We start from the raw sequence: 18,905 nt of genomic DNA, 5'->3' as shown, positions 1-18,905 counted from the left end.
TTTTAAGTGTTTGGGAAAATAATGGTTAGAGGTTAATCTTTACTTGCTAATATGAACAGGTTAATTAATCAGCAAAAGTAATTTTTCAGTTTTCATATACATACTTTGGATTCTTTTTGCAATTATAGACAATAGACATGTATAGTATGTGTAGTACTTTGTTATATTAAGAAAGATAAGGAGGGTTCTATATATGTTTAAAACAATACCTTTTGCAAAAGGTGTCAATTTGCATATCCGACAAACGACCCAATTTAAAACCGTGAATTTTTCAATTAAATGGAGAAGAGCATTAACGGCTACAAATGCGTCTGAACGCACTGTGTTAACAAATGTATTGCAACACAGTAATGAAAAATATAAGACAACAGCTGCATTCCGAGGTTTCTTGGATGACTTGTATGGCACAGTGTTGTATTTTGACACATCTAAACGTGGTAATGAACATACAGTACTGATGAATGTAGAAGCCGTTAATGATCATTTTTTGGCAAATACAAGTGTTTTAAACGAGGTACTCGGTTTATTGCACACAGCAATATTTGGACCGAATTTAGAAAACGGTGTATTTAAGGAATCTATTGTAGAGCGTGAAAAGAAAACGGTCATTCAGCGTATTGAGTCTATTTTTGACGATAAATCTCGTTTTGCGCAGCAACGTCTTCAACAAATTTTACGCCCAAATGAACCAGCCTCTATTTCTGCTAACGGAACTGTCGAGGACATTCAAAAAATAACCCCTGCATCATTATTTGAAGCATACCAATCCATGCTTGCTAATGATAAAATTGACATTTATGTCGCGGGTGATATCAATGAAGACGACATCGTAGCGAAACTAAAAAAAGCGCTACCATTTACTGATCGTACGCCTGAAGAAATCCCAGCTGTGCTTCCGCAACAGCATCCACAAAACGATTATGTACGTGAACAACAAGAAATGAAGCAAGGAAAGCTGCATATTGGCTTTAGTACACCAGTACGATTTGGTGACCCGGATTTCACTAAAATGCAAATCTTTAACGGCGTGTTCGGTGGTTATCCTCATGCCAAATTATTTATGAATGTTCGTGAAAAGGAAAGTTTAGCTTACTATGCGTCTAGCTCATATGCGTCACATTATGGCTTAGTCTTTGTTGTGTCTGGGATTGAACCAAAGAATGAAGAAAAAGCGTTCTCACTAATTAAGGAACAACTTACTGTTATGCAAGCAGGCGATATTACAGATTTGGAAATAGAGCAAACAAAGGCAATGTTGACGAATCAGCTAAAAGAAGCATTGGATTCTGCTCGAGGACAAATAGAAATTTTTGACCAATATAAAGATTTACCCGAGGAGTTCTCTGTTGAAGCTTGGGCAAATAAATGGAAAGCCGTAACCAAGGAAGATATTGTTGAAATGGCGAAGCAAGTACAGCTAGAAGCGGTCTATTTCTTATGTGGAAAGGAGCAAGCCGCACAATGAAAACAATTGGATTCAAGCAATTAGATGAAACATTGTATTATGAAAAATTAGAGAATGGCTTAGATGTCTATATTTTACCGAAAAAAGGTTTTTCAAAAACGTTTGTGACGTTTACAACTAAGTACGGTTCTGTTGATCGTACATTTGTGCCGATTGGTGAGACGGATAGCATTACAGTACCAGATGGCATTGCTCACTTTTTAGAGCATAAAATGTTTGAAAAAGAAGATGGAGATGTCTTCCAAAAGTTTAGTGAATTCGGTGCTTCAGCCAATGCCTTTACATCATTTACACGTACAGCGTATTTATTTTCTTCGACGAACAATATTTATAACAGTACAGAAACATTATTAAATTTTGTTCAAGAGCCTTACTTTACAGAAGCAACTGTCAATAAAGAGAAGGGCATTATTGGTCAGGAAATTACGATGTACGACGATCAGCCAGATTGGCGCCTCTATTTTGGTACAATCGAAAATATGTATCAAAATCACCCAGTAAAAATTGATATCGCTGGTACAATAGAGACGATTGATGGCATTACAGCGGACCATTTATACACGTGCTACAATACATTTTATCATCCGTCCAATATGTTATTGTTTGTCATAGGCGCAGTAGATCCTAATGAAATGATGACGTTTATTCGTGACAATCAAGACAAAAAAGAATTCCCTGAACCAACACCAATTCAACGCTTCTTTGATAAAGAGCCGACTGAGGTTGCTATTAAAGAACGTGAGTTGCATATGGATGTACAAAAGCCTAAGGTCTATATCGGCTTAAAAGCAAAAGAAACAAATCTTTCTGGTCGTGACATGTTAAAACATGAGCTGTCTGTTCAAATTGCACTTGAACTTATTTTTGGACGTACATCTAAATTTTATGAGGATGTCTATGAAGATGGCTTAATTGATGAAACGTATGCATTTGATTTCACGTTAGAAAATGGCTTTGGTTTTGCAATGATTGGCTCAGATTCTACAGAACCGGCTGCATTAGAGAAAGCTATTAAGGAAGAATTAGCAAAGTATGATGGAGATGCACAATTTGAAAGTGCAGATTTAGAACGAGTGAAGCGTAAAAAAATAGGTTTCTTCCTACGTGCACTGAATTCTATTGAATTTATCGCCAACCAATTTACACGTTATTCATTTAATGATATGAATTTGTTCGATGTTGTGCCTGTACTAGAGGAACTAACGATTGAAGATTTGAAAAAAGCATTTACTTCAATTCAAGGTGAATCTCAACAAACTGTCTTTAAAATTTTACCTACAGAGAAGGGCGTATAGTGAAAAAGTTTGCCCTCGTGTTAGGTGCATCTGGTGAGATTGGCCGTGCTATTTGTCAGAGTCTGGCAGAGGACGGTTGGTCCATCTACATACACTTTTCAAACAATGAAACAGCAGCACAGACTTTATACCACTCGCTTTCAGAAAACTTCCCTGCACAGGAATTTATGCTTGTACAGGGGGATTTTTCGAAAGTATCCGGGGCACAACTGCTAGCATCGCAAATTTTTAATGTGCAAGCGATTGTCTTTGCAAATGGGCAAGCGCATTATTCTCTGCTTGAAGATACTACGGTGGAGGATATGGATGCATTATGGCGTGTCCATGTGCAAAATCCAATGCGTCTAACGGCATTGCTGTCATCAAAGCTTCGTGCTCACGATGTCAGCTATGTACTTTTTATCGGATCGATTTGGGGAGAGGCTGGATCGGCTGGCGAAGCACTTTACGCCACCGTGAAGGGCGCTCAACATGCTTTTGTGAAGTCATATGCAAAAGAAGCGGCACTGTCACGCATTCGTGTTAATGCCATTGCACCTGGCTTTATTAATACCTCGATGAACAGTCATTTATGTGAAGAAGAGCTTGAATATATTTTAGAGGACATTCCGTTAGGTTTAGTTGGACAAACAACGGATGTTGCTGAAATGGTGCGTTTCTACCTTTCTGGAAAAGCAGATTATGTAACGGGACAAATAATTCGATTAAACGGTGGCTGGTACATATAATGTTCTTTTTTGCACATACTACATGTGTAAAGGAGGAGGAACATATGACCATTTTAGAAAACTGGCAAAAATGGACATCGTTTTTAGGTCAAAATGTTATGCAAGCAGAATCAAGCGGCATGCCAAAAAAAATGATTCAATCGGCTGCTGTACAAATTGGGGAATATTTGGCGGCAAATGTCGATCCTAAAAATGAACAAGAGCGAGTGCTGTCGGATTTATGGAGCGTTGCCTCTGAAGATGAAAAACATGCATTGGCGAATTGTGTCATTAAACTTGTACAAGATAAGCATGTGCAGTAAAAAAAGAGGGGAACTATCTCCTCTTTTTTTCTGTTTAAAAAGGAATTTTTGCATTGAAAAGGGAACGTATGTAAGCCTATTTTGTATGTTCAAAAAAAAAATAGTAAGTTTTTAAAAATAACGCCATAATTCCACGTATTCTAACTTTCCATTACATAAAAAATCAGCTATGATGGAACTTATAAAGGATTTTTTACGTTAACTAATAGGAAGGGAACGAGTGTGTTTGAGCGATTGGTACTTTGAATATGAAATTCAGGTGAATCGCCCTGGATTATTAGGAGATATTGCTTCACTTTTAGGGATGCTTCGGGTCAATATTATTTCGATAAATGGTGTCGATGAGGATCGACGTGGTATGTTAGTGCATACAGACAATGATGAGACAATTGAGCGTTTTCGTACAATTGTTTCGACAATGGAACATATTAACGTGACCAAATTTCGACAACCTAAACTCCGTGATCGTTTAGCTATTAGGCACGGTCATTATATTCCTCGAGATGCAGATGAAAAAAATACCTTCCGCTTCGTACGAGATGAACTTGGTATTTTAGTTGACTTTATGGCTGAACTCTTTAAAAAAGAAGGTCATAAGCTCATTGGGATACGTGGAATGCCTCGTGTTGGAAAAACAGAATCGATCGTGGCGGCTAGTGTATGTGCCAATAAAAAATGGATTTTTTTATCATCTACAATGATTAAGCAGACTGTTCGCAATAAGCTCGCTGGTGATGAATTCAGTGACAATAATATTTTTATATTAGATGGCATTGTGACACGTCGTTCATCGGATGAGCGGCATTTGCAGCTAGTGCGAGAAATGATGAGTATGCCTTCCATTAAAGTCGTCGAGCATCCAGACATGTTTGTTCAGCATTCAGAATATAAGATAGAGGATTTTGATTATATTATTGAATTACGTCATCACCCAGATGAAGAAATTACGTATGAAGTAATGGAAAAAAATCATATGATGTCCGAATCCAATTCATTTGGAGGATTTAATTTTTAATTTGATGTTAAAGTAGGTGTTATTAGTGGCAGAATTAGGGACTCGACTGAAAGAGGCGAGACTGGCTAAAGGCTACAGTTTAGACGATTTACAAGAAATAACGAAAATTCAAAAGCGTTATTTAATAGGTATTGAAGAGGGCAATTATTCGATTATGCCTGGTTCGTTTTATGTACGAGCTTTTATTAAACAATATGCTGATGCTGTCGATTTGAACGCAGAGGAACTTTTAGAAACGTATAAAAGCGAGCTACCAGGTACTCCAAACAATCAAGTAAGTCAATCGATGACGACTAGTCCAAGTAGAAGAAAAGTATCAAAGGGCCCTTCTACTAAAATGATGGAGGCAATGCCCAAAATAATCGTTGGTTTATTTATCATTGTCATTATTGTGGTAATTTGGGTGCTTATGCAGTCTAGAAATAGTGCAGGACCAAATGTTACAGAAGATTCAGCTTCATCAGAAATAGAATATGATACAAAAGTAAAACCAATAGATACAGAAAAAGATAAAGAAAAAGAGCATAAAAAAGCTCAAACAAATGACAAACAAAACTCAACAGATTCAAAAGATTCAGCCCAGGAAACACCTGACGAAAAGAAAACTGAAGAGGTTAAGCAATCGATTTCAGCGGGGACTGTTGAAGCGGATGGTGCTACAACTTCATATACGTTAACAGGTGCTAATACATTAAAAATACGTATTGAAGTATCTGGTCCTACATTTATCGGTATTCGTAACCAACAGCAACAAGAATTACTAACAGATACTCGTGTATATAATGCTGGAGAAGTAGTAGAATTTGACGCAACATCTCAAAATTACGCACGTATCCGCTTAGGTAATTCAACGCAAGCTAAAGTATACATTAATGACGAGCCTTTAACGTATGCACAGCAAACTGTAACGCAAAACATCGTCATCAATTTCAATAAAGAATAGTAGTCATCTGATGATGACTACTTTCTTTCATCATGAAAGGTGTTAGAAAAATGAACATTCCAAATAAAATTACCATCTCTCGAATCTTACTTATTCCGTTCTTTGTCATTGTTATGATGTTTGATTTTGGCTGGGGAACAATGTCACTATTCGGTGCGGAGATGCCTGTTCATCATTTTGTAGGTGCACTCATTTTTATTATTGCTTCAACGACTGATTGGGTGGATGGTTTTTATGCACGTAAATATAATCTTGTGACAACATTTGGGAAATTTTTAGACCCACTTGCTGACAAATTGCTAGTTTCAGCAGCTTTTATTTTAATGGTAGAGCTTGAAATGGCGCCTGCATGGATCATAATAATTATTATTAGCCGTGAGTTTGCAGTAACTGGCCTTCGTTTAATATTGGCAGGTGAAGGAGAAGTTGTTGCGGCGAACCAGCTTGGTAAAATTAAAACGTGGGCTCAAATTATGGCCATCGGAGCAGCACTTTTACACAATACAATCTTTACACTTATTGGTATTCCATTTGATACAATTATGCTATATATCGCATTGTTCTTTACACTATGGTCTGGATGGGATTATTTCTATCTAAATCGACGTGTCTTACTTGAGTCTAAATAAGAGAGGTCTTGAGGATCATGAATGCTGAAATTCTTGCAGTTGGCTCAGAGTTATTGCTTGGTCAGATTTCGAACACAAATGCAAGATTTATTTCTAGTCAGTTGTCCGAGTTAGGGATAAATGTGTATTATCACACTGTTGTTGGAGATAATGCACAACGTTTAGAAGAGGCTATTTCCATTGCAGAGACTCGTGCTGATTTAATCATTTTCTCTGGTGGGCTTGGTCCTACAAAGGATGATTTAACAAAGGAAACGATTGCTCGCCATCTTGACGTATCTCTCGAATTTGATGATATCGCACTGGCAAATATTGAGCAATTTTTTGCAAAACGAGGACGTCCAATGACGGATAATAATCGTAAGCAGGCTTTAGTACTAGCAAGTAGTGAGGTGCTTGTAAACCATCACGGTATGGCACCTGGCATGATATTAACAAAGGATGGGCGTACGTATATGTTGCTTCCAGGTCCACCTAAAGAGCTTGAGCCAATGTTCCAGTTTGAAGCAAAGCCAAAGCTTGGTGCGATGTTAAATGCTGGAGGGGTTATACAATCGCATGTTATGCGTTTTTATGGCATTGGAGAGGCGGAGCTTGAAGTACGTGTCCAAGATATTTTAGATTCGCAAACAAACCCAACTGTTGCTCCACTTGCTTCTGACGGTGAGGTTACATTGCGTGTAACTGCTAAAGCAGAAACGGAGCAAGAAGCGCAGCAGCTTATTACAGCAAAGGTAGCAGAGATTCAAGCACTTGTTGGGGACTATCAATACGGTATAGATGATGATTCTCTCGCCTCTAAAACAGTAGAAATGTTACTAGATAATAAGTTAACAATTTCTGCAGCAGAAAGTTTAACAGCGGGATTATTTCAGTCAGAGCTTGCTGAAATACCAGGTGTAGGGGATGCCCTTGTTGGTGGCGTTGTTACGTATACAGAAGAGGCTAAGATTAAGCAACTTGGTATTTCAAAAGATTTATTAAATACACATGGAATTGTAAGCAGTGAATGTGCAGCGGCTATGGCTAGTGCTGTACGTAAAAAGTTTGATACGGATATTGGTATTGGATTAACAGGCGCGGCAGGTCCTACAGCCCATGATCATCAACCAGTAGGAACGGTTTGGATTGGTATTGCAATTGGCGATGAAAAACCGATAACGTATTTACTTCATTTATCGGGTATGCGTAATACAAATCGACTTCGCGCGGCGAAATTTACTTGTCATTATTTAATGCAGCTTTTGGAAGAAAGAGGCTTTAAAAAACGTTATTAAATATAGTTCAAAATAGAAATTTGGGTAATGGAAAGTTACCCAAATTTTTATTTTGAAGAAAAACGAATAAATGTTCGCTTTTTTCTTGCGTCTTCTCTTAAAAACAAGTATAGTAGAGATAGAGAAAAACAGTGAACAGTTTTCAAAGGAGGAAAATGAATGAGTGATCGTAAAGCAGCCTTAGAACAGGCGTTAAAACAAATTGAAAAGAATTTTGGCAAAGGTTCTATCATGAAACTTGGCGAAAAGACAGATTTAGAAATCGCTACATCTTCAAGTGGTTCGTTAGCACTTGATGCTGCATTAGGTGTTGGTGGTTATCCGCGTGGACGTATTATTGAAGTATACGGCCCTGAATCATCAGGTAAAACAACTGTTGCTCTTCATGCCATTGCAGAGGTGCAGGCAAATGGTGGACAAGCAGCGTTTATCGATGCTGAGCATGCGTTAGATCCAATCTATGCACAAAAATTGGGTGTCGATATTGATGAGCTTTTATTATCTCAACCAGATACAGGAGAACAGGCGCTTGAAATCGCAGAAGCATTGGTACGTAGTGGTGCTATCGATATCATCGTTATTGACTCAGTAGCAGCATTAGTTCCAAAAGCGGAAATCGAAGGAGATATGGGTGATTCGCACGTTGGTTTACAAGCGCGTTTAATGTCTCAGGCCTTACGTAAGCTTTCAGGTGCTATTAATAAATCAAAAACGATTGCTATTTTCATTAACCAAATTCGTGAAAAAATTGGTGTTATGTTCGGAAACCCAGAAACAACACCTGGTGGACGTGCACTTAAATTCTATAGCTCCGTTCGCTTAGAAGTACGTCGTGCAGAAGCTATTAAACAAGGCAATGACATTATGGGTAACCGTACAAAAATTAAAATTGTGAAAAACAAAGTAGCACCACCATTCCGTACAGCTGAAGTTGATATTATGTACGGAGAAGGAATTTCAAAAGAGGGCGAAACAGTCGATTTAGGTGTTGAACTAGACATCGTTCAAAAAAGTGGCTCTTGGTATGCTTACGGTGATGAGCGCCTAGGTCAAGGTCGTGAAAATGCTAAACAGTATTTAAAAGAAAATCCAGCAGTACTTGACGACATCGCAAATAAAATCCGTGCTTCTTACGGTATTGCATCTTCATCTTACACAATTGCTGCGCATGATGAAGAGGAAGATATGGATGAGGAATTAAAACTTCTTCTGGAAGATGAATAATATAAATGCATTGTTCCCACTCTTTATAGTGAGAGCAATGCATTTTTTTATTTACACATACTAGGTAATGTGGTTTTATAATATTTATTAGGAGATCCATATAGTTAGTAGCGAAGGCAAATGTCCAGATAATTTCACCAAAAGTAACTAGTTCGTAAAAATCCTTCCTAAGTACTGCTTCAACGTAAAAAGTTAAAATAAGCGTTAGTGTAAAAGTGTTAGGTAATTAATTCTCTTAATGGATATGACTGACTTTTTTTCTTAGAAGGGCGAACATGTGCCCGACTATCCTTGACAGAGCTTGAGGCTAGCTATACAATTAAATATGTATAATTTCTGAATTATGACTTTAAATAGGCAGTACATTCTGTCTTCATTTAGAGAGGCCTTTAAAGACCTATTAAATGAAGATTGGGCCCTGGCAGATGTCATGGATTTTAAAGAACTGAAAATAAGAATGTAGGCCTAAAATCTTCGTATCCAGCGAAAATGGCTAACTAATCTGCAACGGTAAAAACGCCACGTCATGTGACTTTACCGCATGACCGACATCGTATCGGCCCTCGTGCAGACTTGAACACAATTTTAAAATCCGGGACGCAATACTTATGCCAAGGCGAAATTGATGTATGCGCCTACTGAAACTGTAATACCCAAATAGCAAGAGGAGGTGTTCATATGGATGGAATTACTATCATCTCCGCTTTGCTTGGACTCATCGTTGGTGCCGCTGTTAGCTATATCTACATGAAAAAAGTGAATGACTCAAAAATCACTGGTGCTAAACATGTCGCTGAAACAATCGTTGAAGAAGGAAAACGAGAAGCGGAGGCATTAAAGAAAGAAGCACTACTTGAAGCCAAAGATGAAACTCACAAATTTCGTACTGAAGCAGAAAATGACATTCGTGAACGTCGTGCAGAACTTCAGAAACAAGAGAACCGTTTATTGCAAAGAGAAGAGAATCTTGATCGCAAAGATGATGCTCTAAATAAGAGAGAAGCAGGCTTAGAGCGTAAAGAACAAGCTCTTAGCGAAAAACAACAGCATATTGAACAGATGGAAAGCAAAGTGGACGAGCTTGTTGCCACGCAAAAGACAGAGCTAGAACGAATTTCTGCATTAACTAGAGATGAAGCAAAAGCTATTATCTTAGGAGAAGTAGAAAAAGAGCTAACAACTGATATTGCTGTGATGACGAAGGAAGCTGAAACACGTGCGAAGGAAGAATCAGATAAAAAAGCACGTGAAATTTTATCACTGGCACTGCAACGTTTTGCAGCAGATCATGTTGCTGAAACAACAGTATCTGTCGTGAACTTGCCAAATGATGAAATGAAAGGTCGTATTATTGGTCGTGAAGGTCGTAACATCCGAACTTTGGAAACGCTAACAGGTATAGATTTAATTATTGATGATACTCCAGAGGCGGTTATTTTATCAGGCTTTGATCCAATTCGTCGTGAAACGGCTCGACTTGCACTTGAAAAGCTTGTACAGGATGGCCGCATTCACCCTGCTCGAATTGAGGAAATGGTGGAAAAATCTCGTCGTGAGGTGGATGAACAAATCCGCGAAACCGGTGAGCAAACAACATTTGAAATTGGCATTCATAACTTACATCCAGATTTAATGAAGATATTAGGCCGCATGAAATATCGTACAAGTTATGGACAAAACGTCCTAAAACATTCAGTTGAGGTCGCATATTTAGCAGGCTTACTCGCTGCTGAACTTGGTGAAGATGTAGCATTAGCTCGCCGTGCAGGCTTATTACATGATATTGGTAAGGCTATCGATCATGAAGTTGAAGGTAGCCACGTCGAAATCGGTGTGGAATTAGCAACAAAATACAAAGAACATCCGGTCGTTATCAACAGTATTGCTTCTCACCATGGCGATACAGAAGCAACATCTGTTATTGCCGTATTAGTAGCTGCAGCTGATGCGTTATCAGCAGCTCGTCCAGGTGCACGAAGTGAGACGCTTGAAAACTATATCCGTAGACTTGAAAAGTTAGAGGAAATTTCCGAAAGCTATGATGGTGTAGAAAAATCCTTTGCGATTCAAGCTGGTCGTGAAATCCGTATTATTGTACAACCTGAAAAAATTGATGATCTAGCTTCTCATCGCCTAGCGCGTGATATACGTAAGCGTATTGAAGAAGAACTTGATTATCCAGGTCATATTAAAGTAACGGTTATTCGTGAAACACGTGCCGTGGAATACGCAAAATAATGTTAAATGTTAGAGGCTTCTCTAGATGAAAATCTAGAGAAGCCTTTTTTATTAGGTGAAATTGTCATGATTGAAAGTTTTCTATCATAAAGAAAAGAAAGGGAGTTAATGATAAATTCAGGGGAAAGATGTGATAGTAATGATTGATATGCATACACATATTTTACATGGAGTAGATGATGGGCCGAGAACTGAAGAAGAATCATTACAAATGTTAAAGCAGGCTGTAAAAGAGGGAATTACGGAAATAATATCAACTTCTCATGCCCTTAAACCGCAGTTTCATGTAGACTATGCAACCGTAGTAAAGCAACTAGACAACTTACGTGAATTAATCGAACATCACGATATACCGTTAACATTACATACTGGACAAGAAGTTCGATTACACAATCATATTGACAACCTACTTCATGATAATCAGCTACATGTGTTGGCAAACTCAAAGTATGTGCTGATTGAATTACCGTCAAATATAATTCCTAGCTATACAAACGACATGATGACAAAATTATTAATCGCAGGTTATACACCTATTATTGCCCATCCAGAACGGAATCGTGCTATTGCTGAGAATCCGAGTCGGCTAGAGGTCCTTATTCGTAATGGTGCATTTGCTCAAATTACAGCTGGAAGTCTGAGTGGACATTTCGGAAAAAAAACTCAAAAATTTTCATTAGAGCTTGTTCGAGCAAATTATATACATACATATGGCTCTGATGTTCATAATTTGACAACAAGACCCTTTCATTTTGAGAAAGGACTTCGATATTTAGAAAAGAAAAAAGAATTAGATACAGTTGATATTTTATTGGAAAATAATAAAAGAATCATTAATAATCAACCATTAATTTTGCATGAACCTGTTGAATTAAAAAGACGAGGTATTTTTTGAAAAAAGAGAATTGATAGTAAAGAACTAGAAAATTAGTTTATCCAATCTAGTGTTCTATTTTTTGATCAATGCATGTATAACTTAGAAAATTAAGCAATATACTGACTACTAAATACGTTTATTTTGAGATCAGCTTATTAAGTACAATGATGGATATTAATACTTTGCTATAAAAAATACCAGGTACCCTTAATATAGTATAACAATACGGTCCTAATTGTAGCTGTGTTAGCCGTTCGTTTTATACGACTAGCGCAGCTTTTTGATTTCGAGTGTATTTTATTTCCTTGTATAAAATATGACAATATTTAAATAATTACATAATGTTTTTATAAATTGTTAGAAATCAATTTATTCACGTTCAATGAATAACAAGAAAATAATATTCATATATGTATTAAATGGTGATTATCTAAAAATGATTAAATGACGGTTTAGACATTTAGGATTGAAGGGGTAGTGTATGGAGAAAACAATAAATTTATTTGATTTCATCAAGATATTGAAAAAACGTTTCATTCTTATATTGAGTCTTACTGCTCTTTTGCTAGGGATTGCGGCTGCTATGAATTACTTTGTGCTCACGCCAGTTTATCAGTCAGAAACACAAATTTTGGTTAATCAAAAGCTAGATGCTCGGCAGCAAACGCAATTTGAGGCGCAGAAATTAGAGATGGATTTACAATTAATCAATACGTATAGCATCATTATTAAAAGCCCTGTTATTTTAACGAAAGTGATTGAAAGGCTTGATTTGAATAGCACACCAGAGCAGTTAATGAAGCAAATTTCGGTGACGAATGCAAATAACTCTCAAGTCGTTTCTGTTAAAGTAGAGGATTCTGATTCTAAACGGGCGGTAGAAATTGCGAATACTTTGGCGGAAGTGTTTAAACGGGAGATTCCGGTATTAATGAGTGTAGATAATATTACGATCTTATCTTTAGCAAAAATTAGTGAACACCCTGTTCCTATCAAACCAAATAAACTACTGAATTTGGTTATTGGGGGAGTATTCGGTTTTTTAATAGGCATGGCAATTGCCTTTCTATTAGAAGTTTTCAATAAGAAAATTAAATCTGAACATGAAGTGGAAGAAATTTTGGAATTCCCGATAATTGGTTATATCAGTCCAATAAAATAATTTAGGAGCTAGGAGCGATTAATATTGGTACTTTTGAGAAAAAGAAAAAAGAAAAAATTAACGACAATGCCACGAAAATTAGTAACGGTGCTAGATGAAAATTCCATTAGCTCTGAACAATTCAGAGCTATACGTACAAATATTAAATTCGCCTTGCCAGATAAAGATTTAAAAACGATTTTAGTGACCTCCTCAACGGCAGGGGAAGGGAAATCGACGAGTGCAGCCAATCTTGCTGTTGTTTTTGCACAAGAAGGGAAAAGGGTGCTCATTGTTGATGCAGATATGCGAAAGCCAACGATTCACCATACGTTTGAAATGTATAATACGTCAGGTTTATCTACTGTATTAACAAGACAAGAAAAGTTACATGAAGTCGTACAGCAATCATTTATTGTAGGACTTGATGTCATCGTTAGTGGTCCTACGCCACCGAACCCTACAGATTTATTAGATTCGACAACAATGGATATTTTGATGAAAGAAATCTATCGAGATTATGACATTATTATTTTCGATGCTCCTCCTTTACTGCACATTGCAGATGCTCAAATTTTAGCTCATAAGTGTGACGGTACATTATTAGTAGTAGATACAGATGTTGCCTTAAAAGATGATATGTTGAAGGCGAAAACATTACTTACTACAGCTCGGGCAAAGGTATTAGGTGTCATTATGAATAATATGGCCCTAACTCGTGATCACTATTATTATCAATATTCCAGTAATAAGAAATAAGTATTATTTTGTGACAATGTGTAGATTGTTTTTATTCCTATACGAATCGTATTACGTAAGGAGAAATATATGAATTATTTCGTTAATAAAGAACATATTTCATACTTTTTATTAGTAATTATCGTGTTTCTTAGTTTGATATCCTTTGAAAAAACAATTTATAGCAATATTTATAGCCTAATATTAATTTGTATTTTGTCGGTTGCATTGGTACTACTTGTGACTCATTTTGTCATGGAAAGAGAACGATTTGAACAGTTACTATTCCAAGTAATAAACCATAACAATGTCGTCATTTTACTCATCTATTTCCTATTTTTCTCTAGCTTCCTGTCATCTTTAAGTAACGGTTTAATCTCTCTTGGTGGTCTTTTAAGACTGTTTAGTACAAGTTTGTCACTGGTTGTGTTTTTTTTAATCATACCGAAGCTAACACATACAGTAATTGGAAAAGTAGATCGTTTCATTATTTATCTCATTTCCTTGTTTTCAATTGTCGGTATTATGACAAAAGTAAATGGTTCTTTTTTTATTTACGATACGTATTATGGGCGTGTGAATTCGATTTATTTTGATCCTAATTATTTCGGGGCGATAGCAGGTGTAGCAGTCATATTATCTGCTATGAAAAAAGGATTTCTATTTAAAGTTTTGTGTGTACTCAATTTTACAGCACTTTTTTTATCCAATTCTAGAACAGCATTTTTAGCACTTTGTCTCACAATGCTCCTTACTTTCTTTTATAGAAGAAGAGTGAAAATTGGAACGATAGTATTTACTGTTTTTTTCATCATGATATTAGGTATTAGTGTGTATTTTTTAAATGAAGCGGATTTCTTTAGAATAGAACAAGGCTTGAATTCTCGCGGGGATTTGTGGGAAATCGCCATTTCCTTAATAAAAAAACAGCCACTTTGGGGATATGGGCAAGAAAGTATTCCATATCTACTAGCAGAATATGGTGTCGAAAATAGCAGTACACATAATGCGTATTTTGACTACATGCTATCATACGGTATTCCTTGTATGGTGTTATATATTTTCATAATGTTTATCGCATTTTATAGGGGAATAAAGAATAAAGTAAATCGCTCGATGATTCAAGTTCCTTTTTTCTTACTTATTTGTTCGGGTGCTATCAATATTAGTATTGGAGGGCTAGGTGCCACTTCTTTATTATTCACATTATATTTAGGGATGTGCAATGGTATGCCCATTCAAGATAAAGGGTCGAAAGGATGAAATAATGGAAACCGTTCCCGTAATTATTCCGGTCTATAATAAAGGAGAATTTGTCATATAGTCGGTTCAAAGTGTACTGAAGCAAACATAACCACATTTTGATGGCCCAACAGACAGTAGTGAGCCGGTTATGTTACAGCTACAGCGCCAGTATTCACGTATATGCTATCTTAAACAATCAAATCAAAGTGTTTCAAAAAGTAGAAATGTTGGCATCGAACAAGAGGAGTTGTACCCATTGAAAATTAGTTTTGTGCATAGTGAAAAATCCTATTTACCTGAGATTAATGCATATGAGGCTTATTTTAATGAGCAAGAAGGAATAGATGCCCAAATTATCACGAATAACGAACTAAAAGAAATGAAAAGTAACGACTTTGATGTGTTATGGAAATTTCCCGGTATGGATATGCGGAGGAATTTTAAAGATGTCAAAGTGATTCACGAATATAATTCATTATCTACTGGCTACTTTCCTTCTTTCAAAAATTATTTAAAAAGACATTACAATATTATCCCAGATGGCAAAGTATTTTTGAATGAAAAAGTGGAAAGTGATTTGCAAACGAAAGATAAGATGCCTGCAATTATTAGGGATATGGGTATTGCCAAGGAATTTTTTATACAAAACATAAAGAAAGAATTTGATTTTGTCTATGTGGGATCTATGGGGAAGGGGAGGGAATTAGAATATGCTCTACAACCTTTTACTACAACGCTAAAACATAAAAGTATGCTATTAATAGGCCGGCCGAATGATGATTTATATGCCCAGTATAAAAATCATTCCAATATCATTTTCACTGGAGTGATGCCCTATACTGAAATTCCTAGCATTGCGTCAAAAGCCATTTATGGTTTTAACTATATGCCAGACATATATCCATTCAATGTACAAGCTTCTACAAAGTTATTGGAATACTGCGCGCTCGGCTTAAAAGTTGTGACAAGCGATTATCATTGGTTACGTGAATTTGAAAAACACAGAGAAGGGCGTTTTTTTAAATTGAATGCGGACCTAGCTAATTTTACACAGAATGAACTAGACAATTTTCCATTTATGACGCCAAATTTGCAGGATCTAGAGTGGCATCAACTATTTGATAATATCAATCTTTTAGGATTTTTGAATCAAGTTGTGCGCCATGAATCCTCTCGATAGGAGACTGGGGAAAGTGAATGAAATCAAAACTGCTGCAATTTTTTCCTATGTAACTATCTTTTGTACTTTTGTTGTTTCCATAGCGTTTACACCAATTATGATTCGCATGCTAGGGCAAGAAGAGTATGGTTTATATGCAATAATGATGGTGATTATTGGCTATTTCTCGATTTTAGATTTAGGATTTGGCAATGCGATTGTTCGTTATATATCGAGAAATCGTGCTCTAGGTGATAAAAACAGTGAAGCGGAATTAAATGGATTTTTTCTGAAGTTATATATCTTAATTGGTTTGATTGCAATTGCAATTGGATCAATTTTATATTCACAAGTCGACAATATTTTTGGTAGTAGCTTATCAGATCATCAAATCGAGAAAGTAAAAATGATGATTATTTTTATGACCATTAGTTTAGCTGTGCAATTTCCATTATGCGTTTTTTATTCAATTTTACAAGCGTATGAACGGTTTATTTTTATAAAAATAGTATCTTTAATACAGGTGATCATTCAGCCAATTACGATGCTAATTTTCCTTTTACAAGGTGCCGATTCTGTTACAATGATTGGTATTGTTGCAGTTTATAATGCTTTATTTATCCTAGTAGATGCAATAATTTGTATAAAAATTCTTAAAGTACAATTTACATTTACAAATAGTAATAAGAGCTTGCTGAAAGAGATTTGTCTTTATGCATTTTTTATTTCTGTCACTGTAATTGTAGATAAAATCTATTGGCAAACTGATCAACTACTTTTAGGTATTTTTAAAGGTACTGTAGATGGTGCTACTTATGCGATTGCCATTCAGATTGTCATGATTTTTATGTCGTTGGCACTAGCTATTGGCAATCTCTATTTGCCTAGAATATCTATACTCGTTACGCAAGAAGATGGTCTAATGCATATTAATCATCTATTTAGAAAAGTAGGGTCGATTCAGTTTTTAATAATTGGTTATGTTTTTGGGGGATTTATACTTTTTGGAAAAGACTTTATTACGTTATGGGTCGGAGAAGAGTTCCTAGAAGTTTATTATATTGTATTAATTATTATGATCCCTTTCACAGTTGATCTTATTCAGAATTTAGGATTGAGTGTATTAAAAGCAAAAAACTTAGTTAAATTTAGAACAATTCTATTATTCTGTATTGCCTTGTTAAATCTTGTGTTATCGATTCCAGCTATTAAATATTTTGGATTACTGGGAACAGCATGTATAACAGCATTATCTATGTTAGTTGGTAATGTTGTAATTATGAATGTGTATTATCACAAAAAATTAAAATTAGATATCAAAGGATTTTGGCGGAGTATATCAAAATTAATGGTCGCTTTCTTTTTCTCAACAATCACCATGAAATTACTATTATTTATTTTTAATCCGAGTATTACATGGGTTTCTCTCATGGGCTATATCTTTTTATATGGCATTCTAATATTTCTAACTCTCATGGTGTTAGTGATAAATGCGCAACAAAGAAAAACGCTCATACATGTAGTAAAAAGTAAATTTACGAACTTAATAACAAGAAAAGTGGGACAGGAATAAATATAATTTAGTCTCTTAAACGAAGCTTCAATGACTTGTTTAAAATATTCGAGGTAGTTAATGGAAATATTTATTTGTGCTGCATGGTCAATTGCGAATCACCAGTTATAGATGGTAAACTAAAAGGTGCTAATTATAGAAAGAGTGGTTTTGAAAATGAAAGTGCTATTTATTGGTGATATCGTTGGTTCAATTGGTCGCGATGCAGTGGAGAAATATTTGCCACGTTTAAAGAAAAAATTTAACGTGGATGTAGTCATTGCGAACGGAGAAAATGCAGCGGCAGGTCGTGGCATTACACGTAATATTTATAATGATTTGTTACAAATGGGTGTGGATGTTATTACGATGGGTAATCACACTTGGGATAATAAAGATATTTTTGATTTTATTGACGATGCGGATTATTTAATCCGTCCAGCAAACTTTTCGAGTGAGGCGCCAGGTAAAGGAATGGTGCAAATTTCGAAAAATGGTGTCACATTATCGGTCATTAATTTACATGGTCGTGTCTTTTTACCGCCTCATGAGGACCCTTTTGCGATGGCAGAGGAATTAGTCGAAGAAGCTCGTAAAACGTCACCGCTTGTATTCGTTGATTTCCACGCAGAAGCAACAAGCGAGAAAATTGCACTTGGCTGGCATTTAGATGGGAAGGCATCAGCAGTCGTTGGGACACATACTCATGTGCAAACAGCGGATGCACGCATTTATCCGAATGGAACAGCGTATATTACAGATGTTGGTATGACAGGCCCTTATGATGAAATTTTAGGGATGACGAAGGAAAGTGTCATTTATAAATTCCAAACAAACATGCCATCTCGTTTTGAAGTGCCTAAAAAAGGACGCGATGTGTTAAGTGGTTTCTTTGTAGAGATTGATGATAAAACAGGAAAAGCTTTACATTGCGAGCGAATTTATATAAACGAAGATTATCCGTTCCAAGCATAAGAAGAGAAACTATTGTGTATTAAAAAAGGCTCAACACCAAAATCTGTTCTTGCTAAAAAAGAATACAAAAAAACATCTGTATCCGCTAGAGTTGAGAGTACG

General features: G+C 36.1%; 17 protein-coding genes. All 17 read left to right on the top strand.

Translation table 11 applies throughout. The features are described from left to right. Positions 1–193: 193 nt before the first annotated feature. The 17 genes from yfmF (at position 194) to AMS59_RS08000 (ending at position 18,803) form a co-directional block, all read left to right on the top strand. Positions 194–1,465 carry an EF-P 5-aminopentanol modification-associated protein YfmF gene (yfmF, locus tag AMS59_RS08080; RefSeq protein WP_053483238.1) on the top strand — a complete coding sequence of 424 codons (1,272 nt, stop codon included), beginning with the start codon at positions 194–196 and terminating at the stop codon, positions 1,463–1,465. Continuing rightward, positions 1,462–2,760 carry an EF-P 5-aminopentanol modification-associated protein YfmH gene (gene yfmH / locus AMS59_RS08075; RefSeq protein WP_053483237.1) on the top strand — a complete coding sequence of 433 codons (1,299 nt, stop codon included), beginning with the start codon at positions 1,462–1,464 and terminating at the stop codon, positions 2,758–2,760. The genes yfmF and yfmH overlap by 4 nt, the downstream gene beginning before the upstream one ends. After that, positions 2,760–3,488 carry an elongation factor P 5-aminopentanone reductase gene (gene ymfI / locus AMS59_RS08070; protein WP_053483236.1) on the top strand — a complete coding sequence of 243 codons (729 nt, stop codon included), beginning with the start codon at positions 2,760–2,762 and terminating at the stop codon, positions 3,486–3,488. The genes yfmH and ymfI overlap by 1 nt, the downstream gene beginning before the upstream one ends. Before the next feature lie 44 nt (positions 3,489–3,532). Further along, complete coding sequence (locus AMS59_RS08065; RefSeq protein ID WP_053483235.1) at positions 3,533–3,790, top strand: DUF3243 domain-containing protein; 258 nt, start codon at positions 3,533–3,535, stop codon at positions 3,788–3,790. A gap of 226 nt (positions 3,791–4,016) precedes the next feature. Then, positions 4,017–4,805: a DUF3388 domain-containing protein gene (locus AMS59_RS08060; RefSeq protein WP_053483630.1), complete on the top strand. Its 789-nt coding sequence runs from the start codon at positions 4,017–4,019 to the stop codon at positions 4,803–4,805. Positions 4,806–4,821: 16 nt separating this feature from the next. Beyond that, on the top strand, positions 4,822–5,748 hold the full coding sequence (locus AMS59_RS08055; RefSeq protein WP_199777695.1) for a RodZ family helix-turn-helix domain-containing protein: 927 nt from the start codon (positions 4,822–4,824) through the stop codon (positions 5,746–5,748). Positions 5,749–5,798: 50 nt separating this feature from the next. Then, positions 5,799–6,377 (top strand): CDP-diacylglycerol--glycerol-3-phosphate 3-phosphatidyltransferase, encoded by a 579-nt coding sequence (gene pgsA, locus AMS59_RS08050; RefSeq protein WP_053483234.1) that lies wholly within the window; start codon positions 5,799–5,801, stop codon positions 6,375–6,377. 17 nt (positions 6,378–6,394) lie between these two features. After that, positions 6,395–7,654 (top strand): competence/damage-inducible protein A, encoded by a 1,260-nt coding sequence (locus AMS59_RS08045; RefSeq protein WP_053483233.1) that lies wholly within the window; start codon positions 6,395–6,397, stop codon positions 7,652–7,654. A 159-nt stretch (positions 7,655–7,813) separates the two neighbouring features. Continuing rightward, positions 7,814–8,878: a recombinase RecA gene (recA, locus tag AMS59_RS08040; RefSeq protein WP_053483232.1), complete on the top strand. Its 1,065-nt coding sequence runs from the start codon at positions 7,814–7,816 to the stop codon at positions 8,876–8,878. A 678-nt stretch (positions 8,879–9,556) separates the two neighbouring features. Further along, the gene (gene rny / locus AMS59_RS08035) at positions 9,557–11,116 is read left to right on the top strand and encodes a ribonuclease Y (RefSeq protein WP_053483231.1); all 1,560 of its coding nucleotides are present in this window, start codon (positions 9,557–9,559) and stop codon (positions 11,114–11,116) included. A gap of 139 nt (positions 11,117–11,255) precedes the next feature. After that, positions 11,256–12,011 (top strand): tyrosine-protein phosphatase, encoded by a 756-nt coding sequence (locus AMS59_RS08030; protein ID WP_053483230.1) that lies wholly within the window; start codon positions 11,256–11,258, stop codon positions 12,009–12,011. Between the two features lie 463 nt (positions 12,012–12,474). Continuing rightward, entirely contained in the window at positions 12,475–13,155 is a 681-nt protein-coding gene (locus tag AMS59_RS08025) for a YveK family protein (protein WP_053483229.1), read from the top strand. A gap of 66 nt (positions 13,156–13,221) precedes the next feature. Further along, positions 13,222–13,893 (top strand): CpsD/CapB family tyrosine-protein kinase, encoded by a 672-nt coding sequence (locus AMS59_RS08020; RefSeq protein WP_053483628.1) that lies wholly within the window; start codon positions 13,222–13,224, stop codon positions 13,891–13,893. Between the two features lie 69 nt (positions 13,894–13,962). Continuing rightward, complete coding sequence (locus AMS59_RS08015) at positions 13,963–15,135, top strand: O-antigen ligase (RefSeq protein ID WP_053483228.1); 1,173 nt, start codon at positions 13,963–13,965, stop codon at positions 15,133–15,135. Positions 15,136–15,373: 238 nt separating this feature from the next. Continuing rightward, positions 15,374–16,297 (top strand): hypothetical protein, encoded by a 924-nt coding sequence (locus AMS59_RS08010; protein ID WP_053483227.1) that lies wholly within the window; start codon positions 15,374–15,376, stop codon positions 16,295–16,297. A gap of 13 nt (positions 16,298–16,310) precedes the next feature. After that, a complete protein-coding gene (locus tag AMS59_RS08005; protein WP_053483226.1) occupies positions 16,311–17,849 on the top strand; it encodes a lipopolysaccharide biosynthesis protein in 1,539 nt (512 codons plus the stop codon). 156 nt (positions 17,850–18,005) lie between these two features. Next, positions 18,006–18,803, top strand: a complete 798-nt coding sequence (locus AMS59_RS08000; RefSeq protein WP_053483225.1) for a TIGR00282 family metallophosphoesterase — start codon at positions 18,006–18,008, stop codon at positions 18,801–18,803. Positions 18,804–18,905: the final 102 nt, after the last annotated feature.

The sequence above is a fragment of the Lysinibacillus sp. FJAT-14745 genome, from assembly GCF_001275675.1.
In the GTDB taxonomy this organism is placed as follows: Bacteria; Bacillota; Bacilli; order Bacillales_A; family Planococcaceae; genus Lysinibacillus.
This window is presented reverse-complemented; position numbering and strand designations above follow the sequence as displayed.

What these genes read in the sequence shown, in the direction of transcription:
- AMS59_RS08045 (WP_053483233.1), top strand. Translation starts at nt 6,395, where the DNA reads ATGAATGCTGAAATTCTTGCAGTTGGCTCAGAGTTATTGCTTGGTCAG.
- yfmH (WP_053483237.1), top strand. Translation starts at nt 1,462, where the DNA reads ATGAAAACAATTGGATTCAAGCAATTAGATGAAACATTGTATTATGAA.
- pgsA (WP_053483234.1), top strand. Translation starts at nt 5,799, where the DNA reads ATGAACATTCCAAATAAAATTACCATCTCTCGAATCTTACTTATTCCG.
- AMS59_RS08000 (WP_053483225.1), top strand. Translation starts at nt 18,006, where the DNA reads ATGAAAGTGCTATTTATTGGTGATATCGTTGGTTCAATTGGTCGCGAT.
- AMS59_RS08030 (WP_053483230.1), top strand. Translation starts at nt 11,256, where the DNA reads ATGATTGATATGCATACACATATTTTACATGGAGTAGATGATGGGCCG.
- recA (WP_053483232.1), top strand. Translation starts at nt 7,814, where the DNA reads ATGAGTGATCGTAAAGCAGCCTTAGAACAGGCGTTAAAACAAATTGAA.
- AMS59_RS08015 (WP_053483228.1), top strand. Translation starts at nt 13,963, where the DNA reads ATGAATTATTTCGTTAATAAAGAACATATTTCATACTTTTTATTAGTA.
- AMS59_RS08020 (WP_053483628.1), top strand. Translation starts at nt 13,222, where the DNA reads ATGCCACGAAAATTAGTAACGGTGCTAGATGAAAATTCCATTAGCTCT.
- AMS59_RS08025 (WP_053483229.1), top strand. Translation starts at nt 12,475, where the DNA reads ATGGAGAAAACAATAAATTTATTTGATTTCATCAAGATATTGAAAAAA.
- yfmF (WP_053483238.1), top strand. Translation starts at nt 194, where the DNA reads ATGTTTAAAACAATACCTTTTGCAAAAGGTGTCAATTTGCATATCCGA.
- AMS59_RS08065 (WP_053483235.1), top strand. Translation starts at nt 3,533, where the DNA reads ATGACCATTTTAGAAAACTGGCAAAAATGGACATCGTTTTTAGGTCAA.
- rny (WP_053483231.1), top strand. Translation starts at nt 9,557, where the DNA reads ATGGATGGAATTACTATCATCTCCGCTTTGCTTGGACTCATCGTTGGT.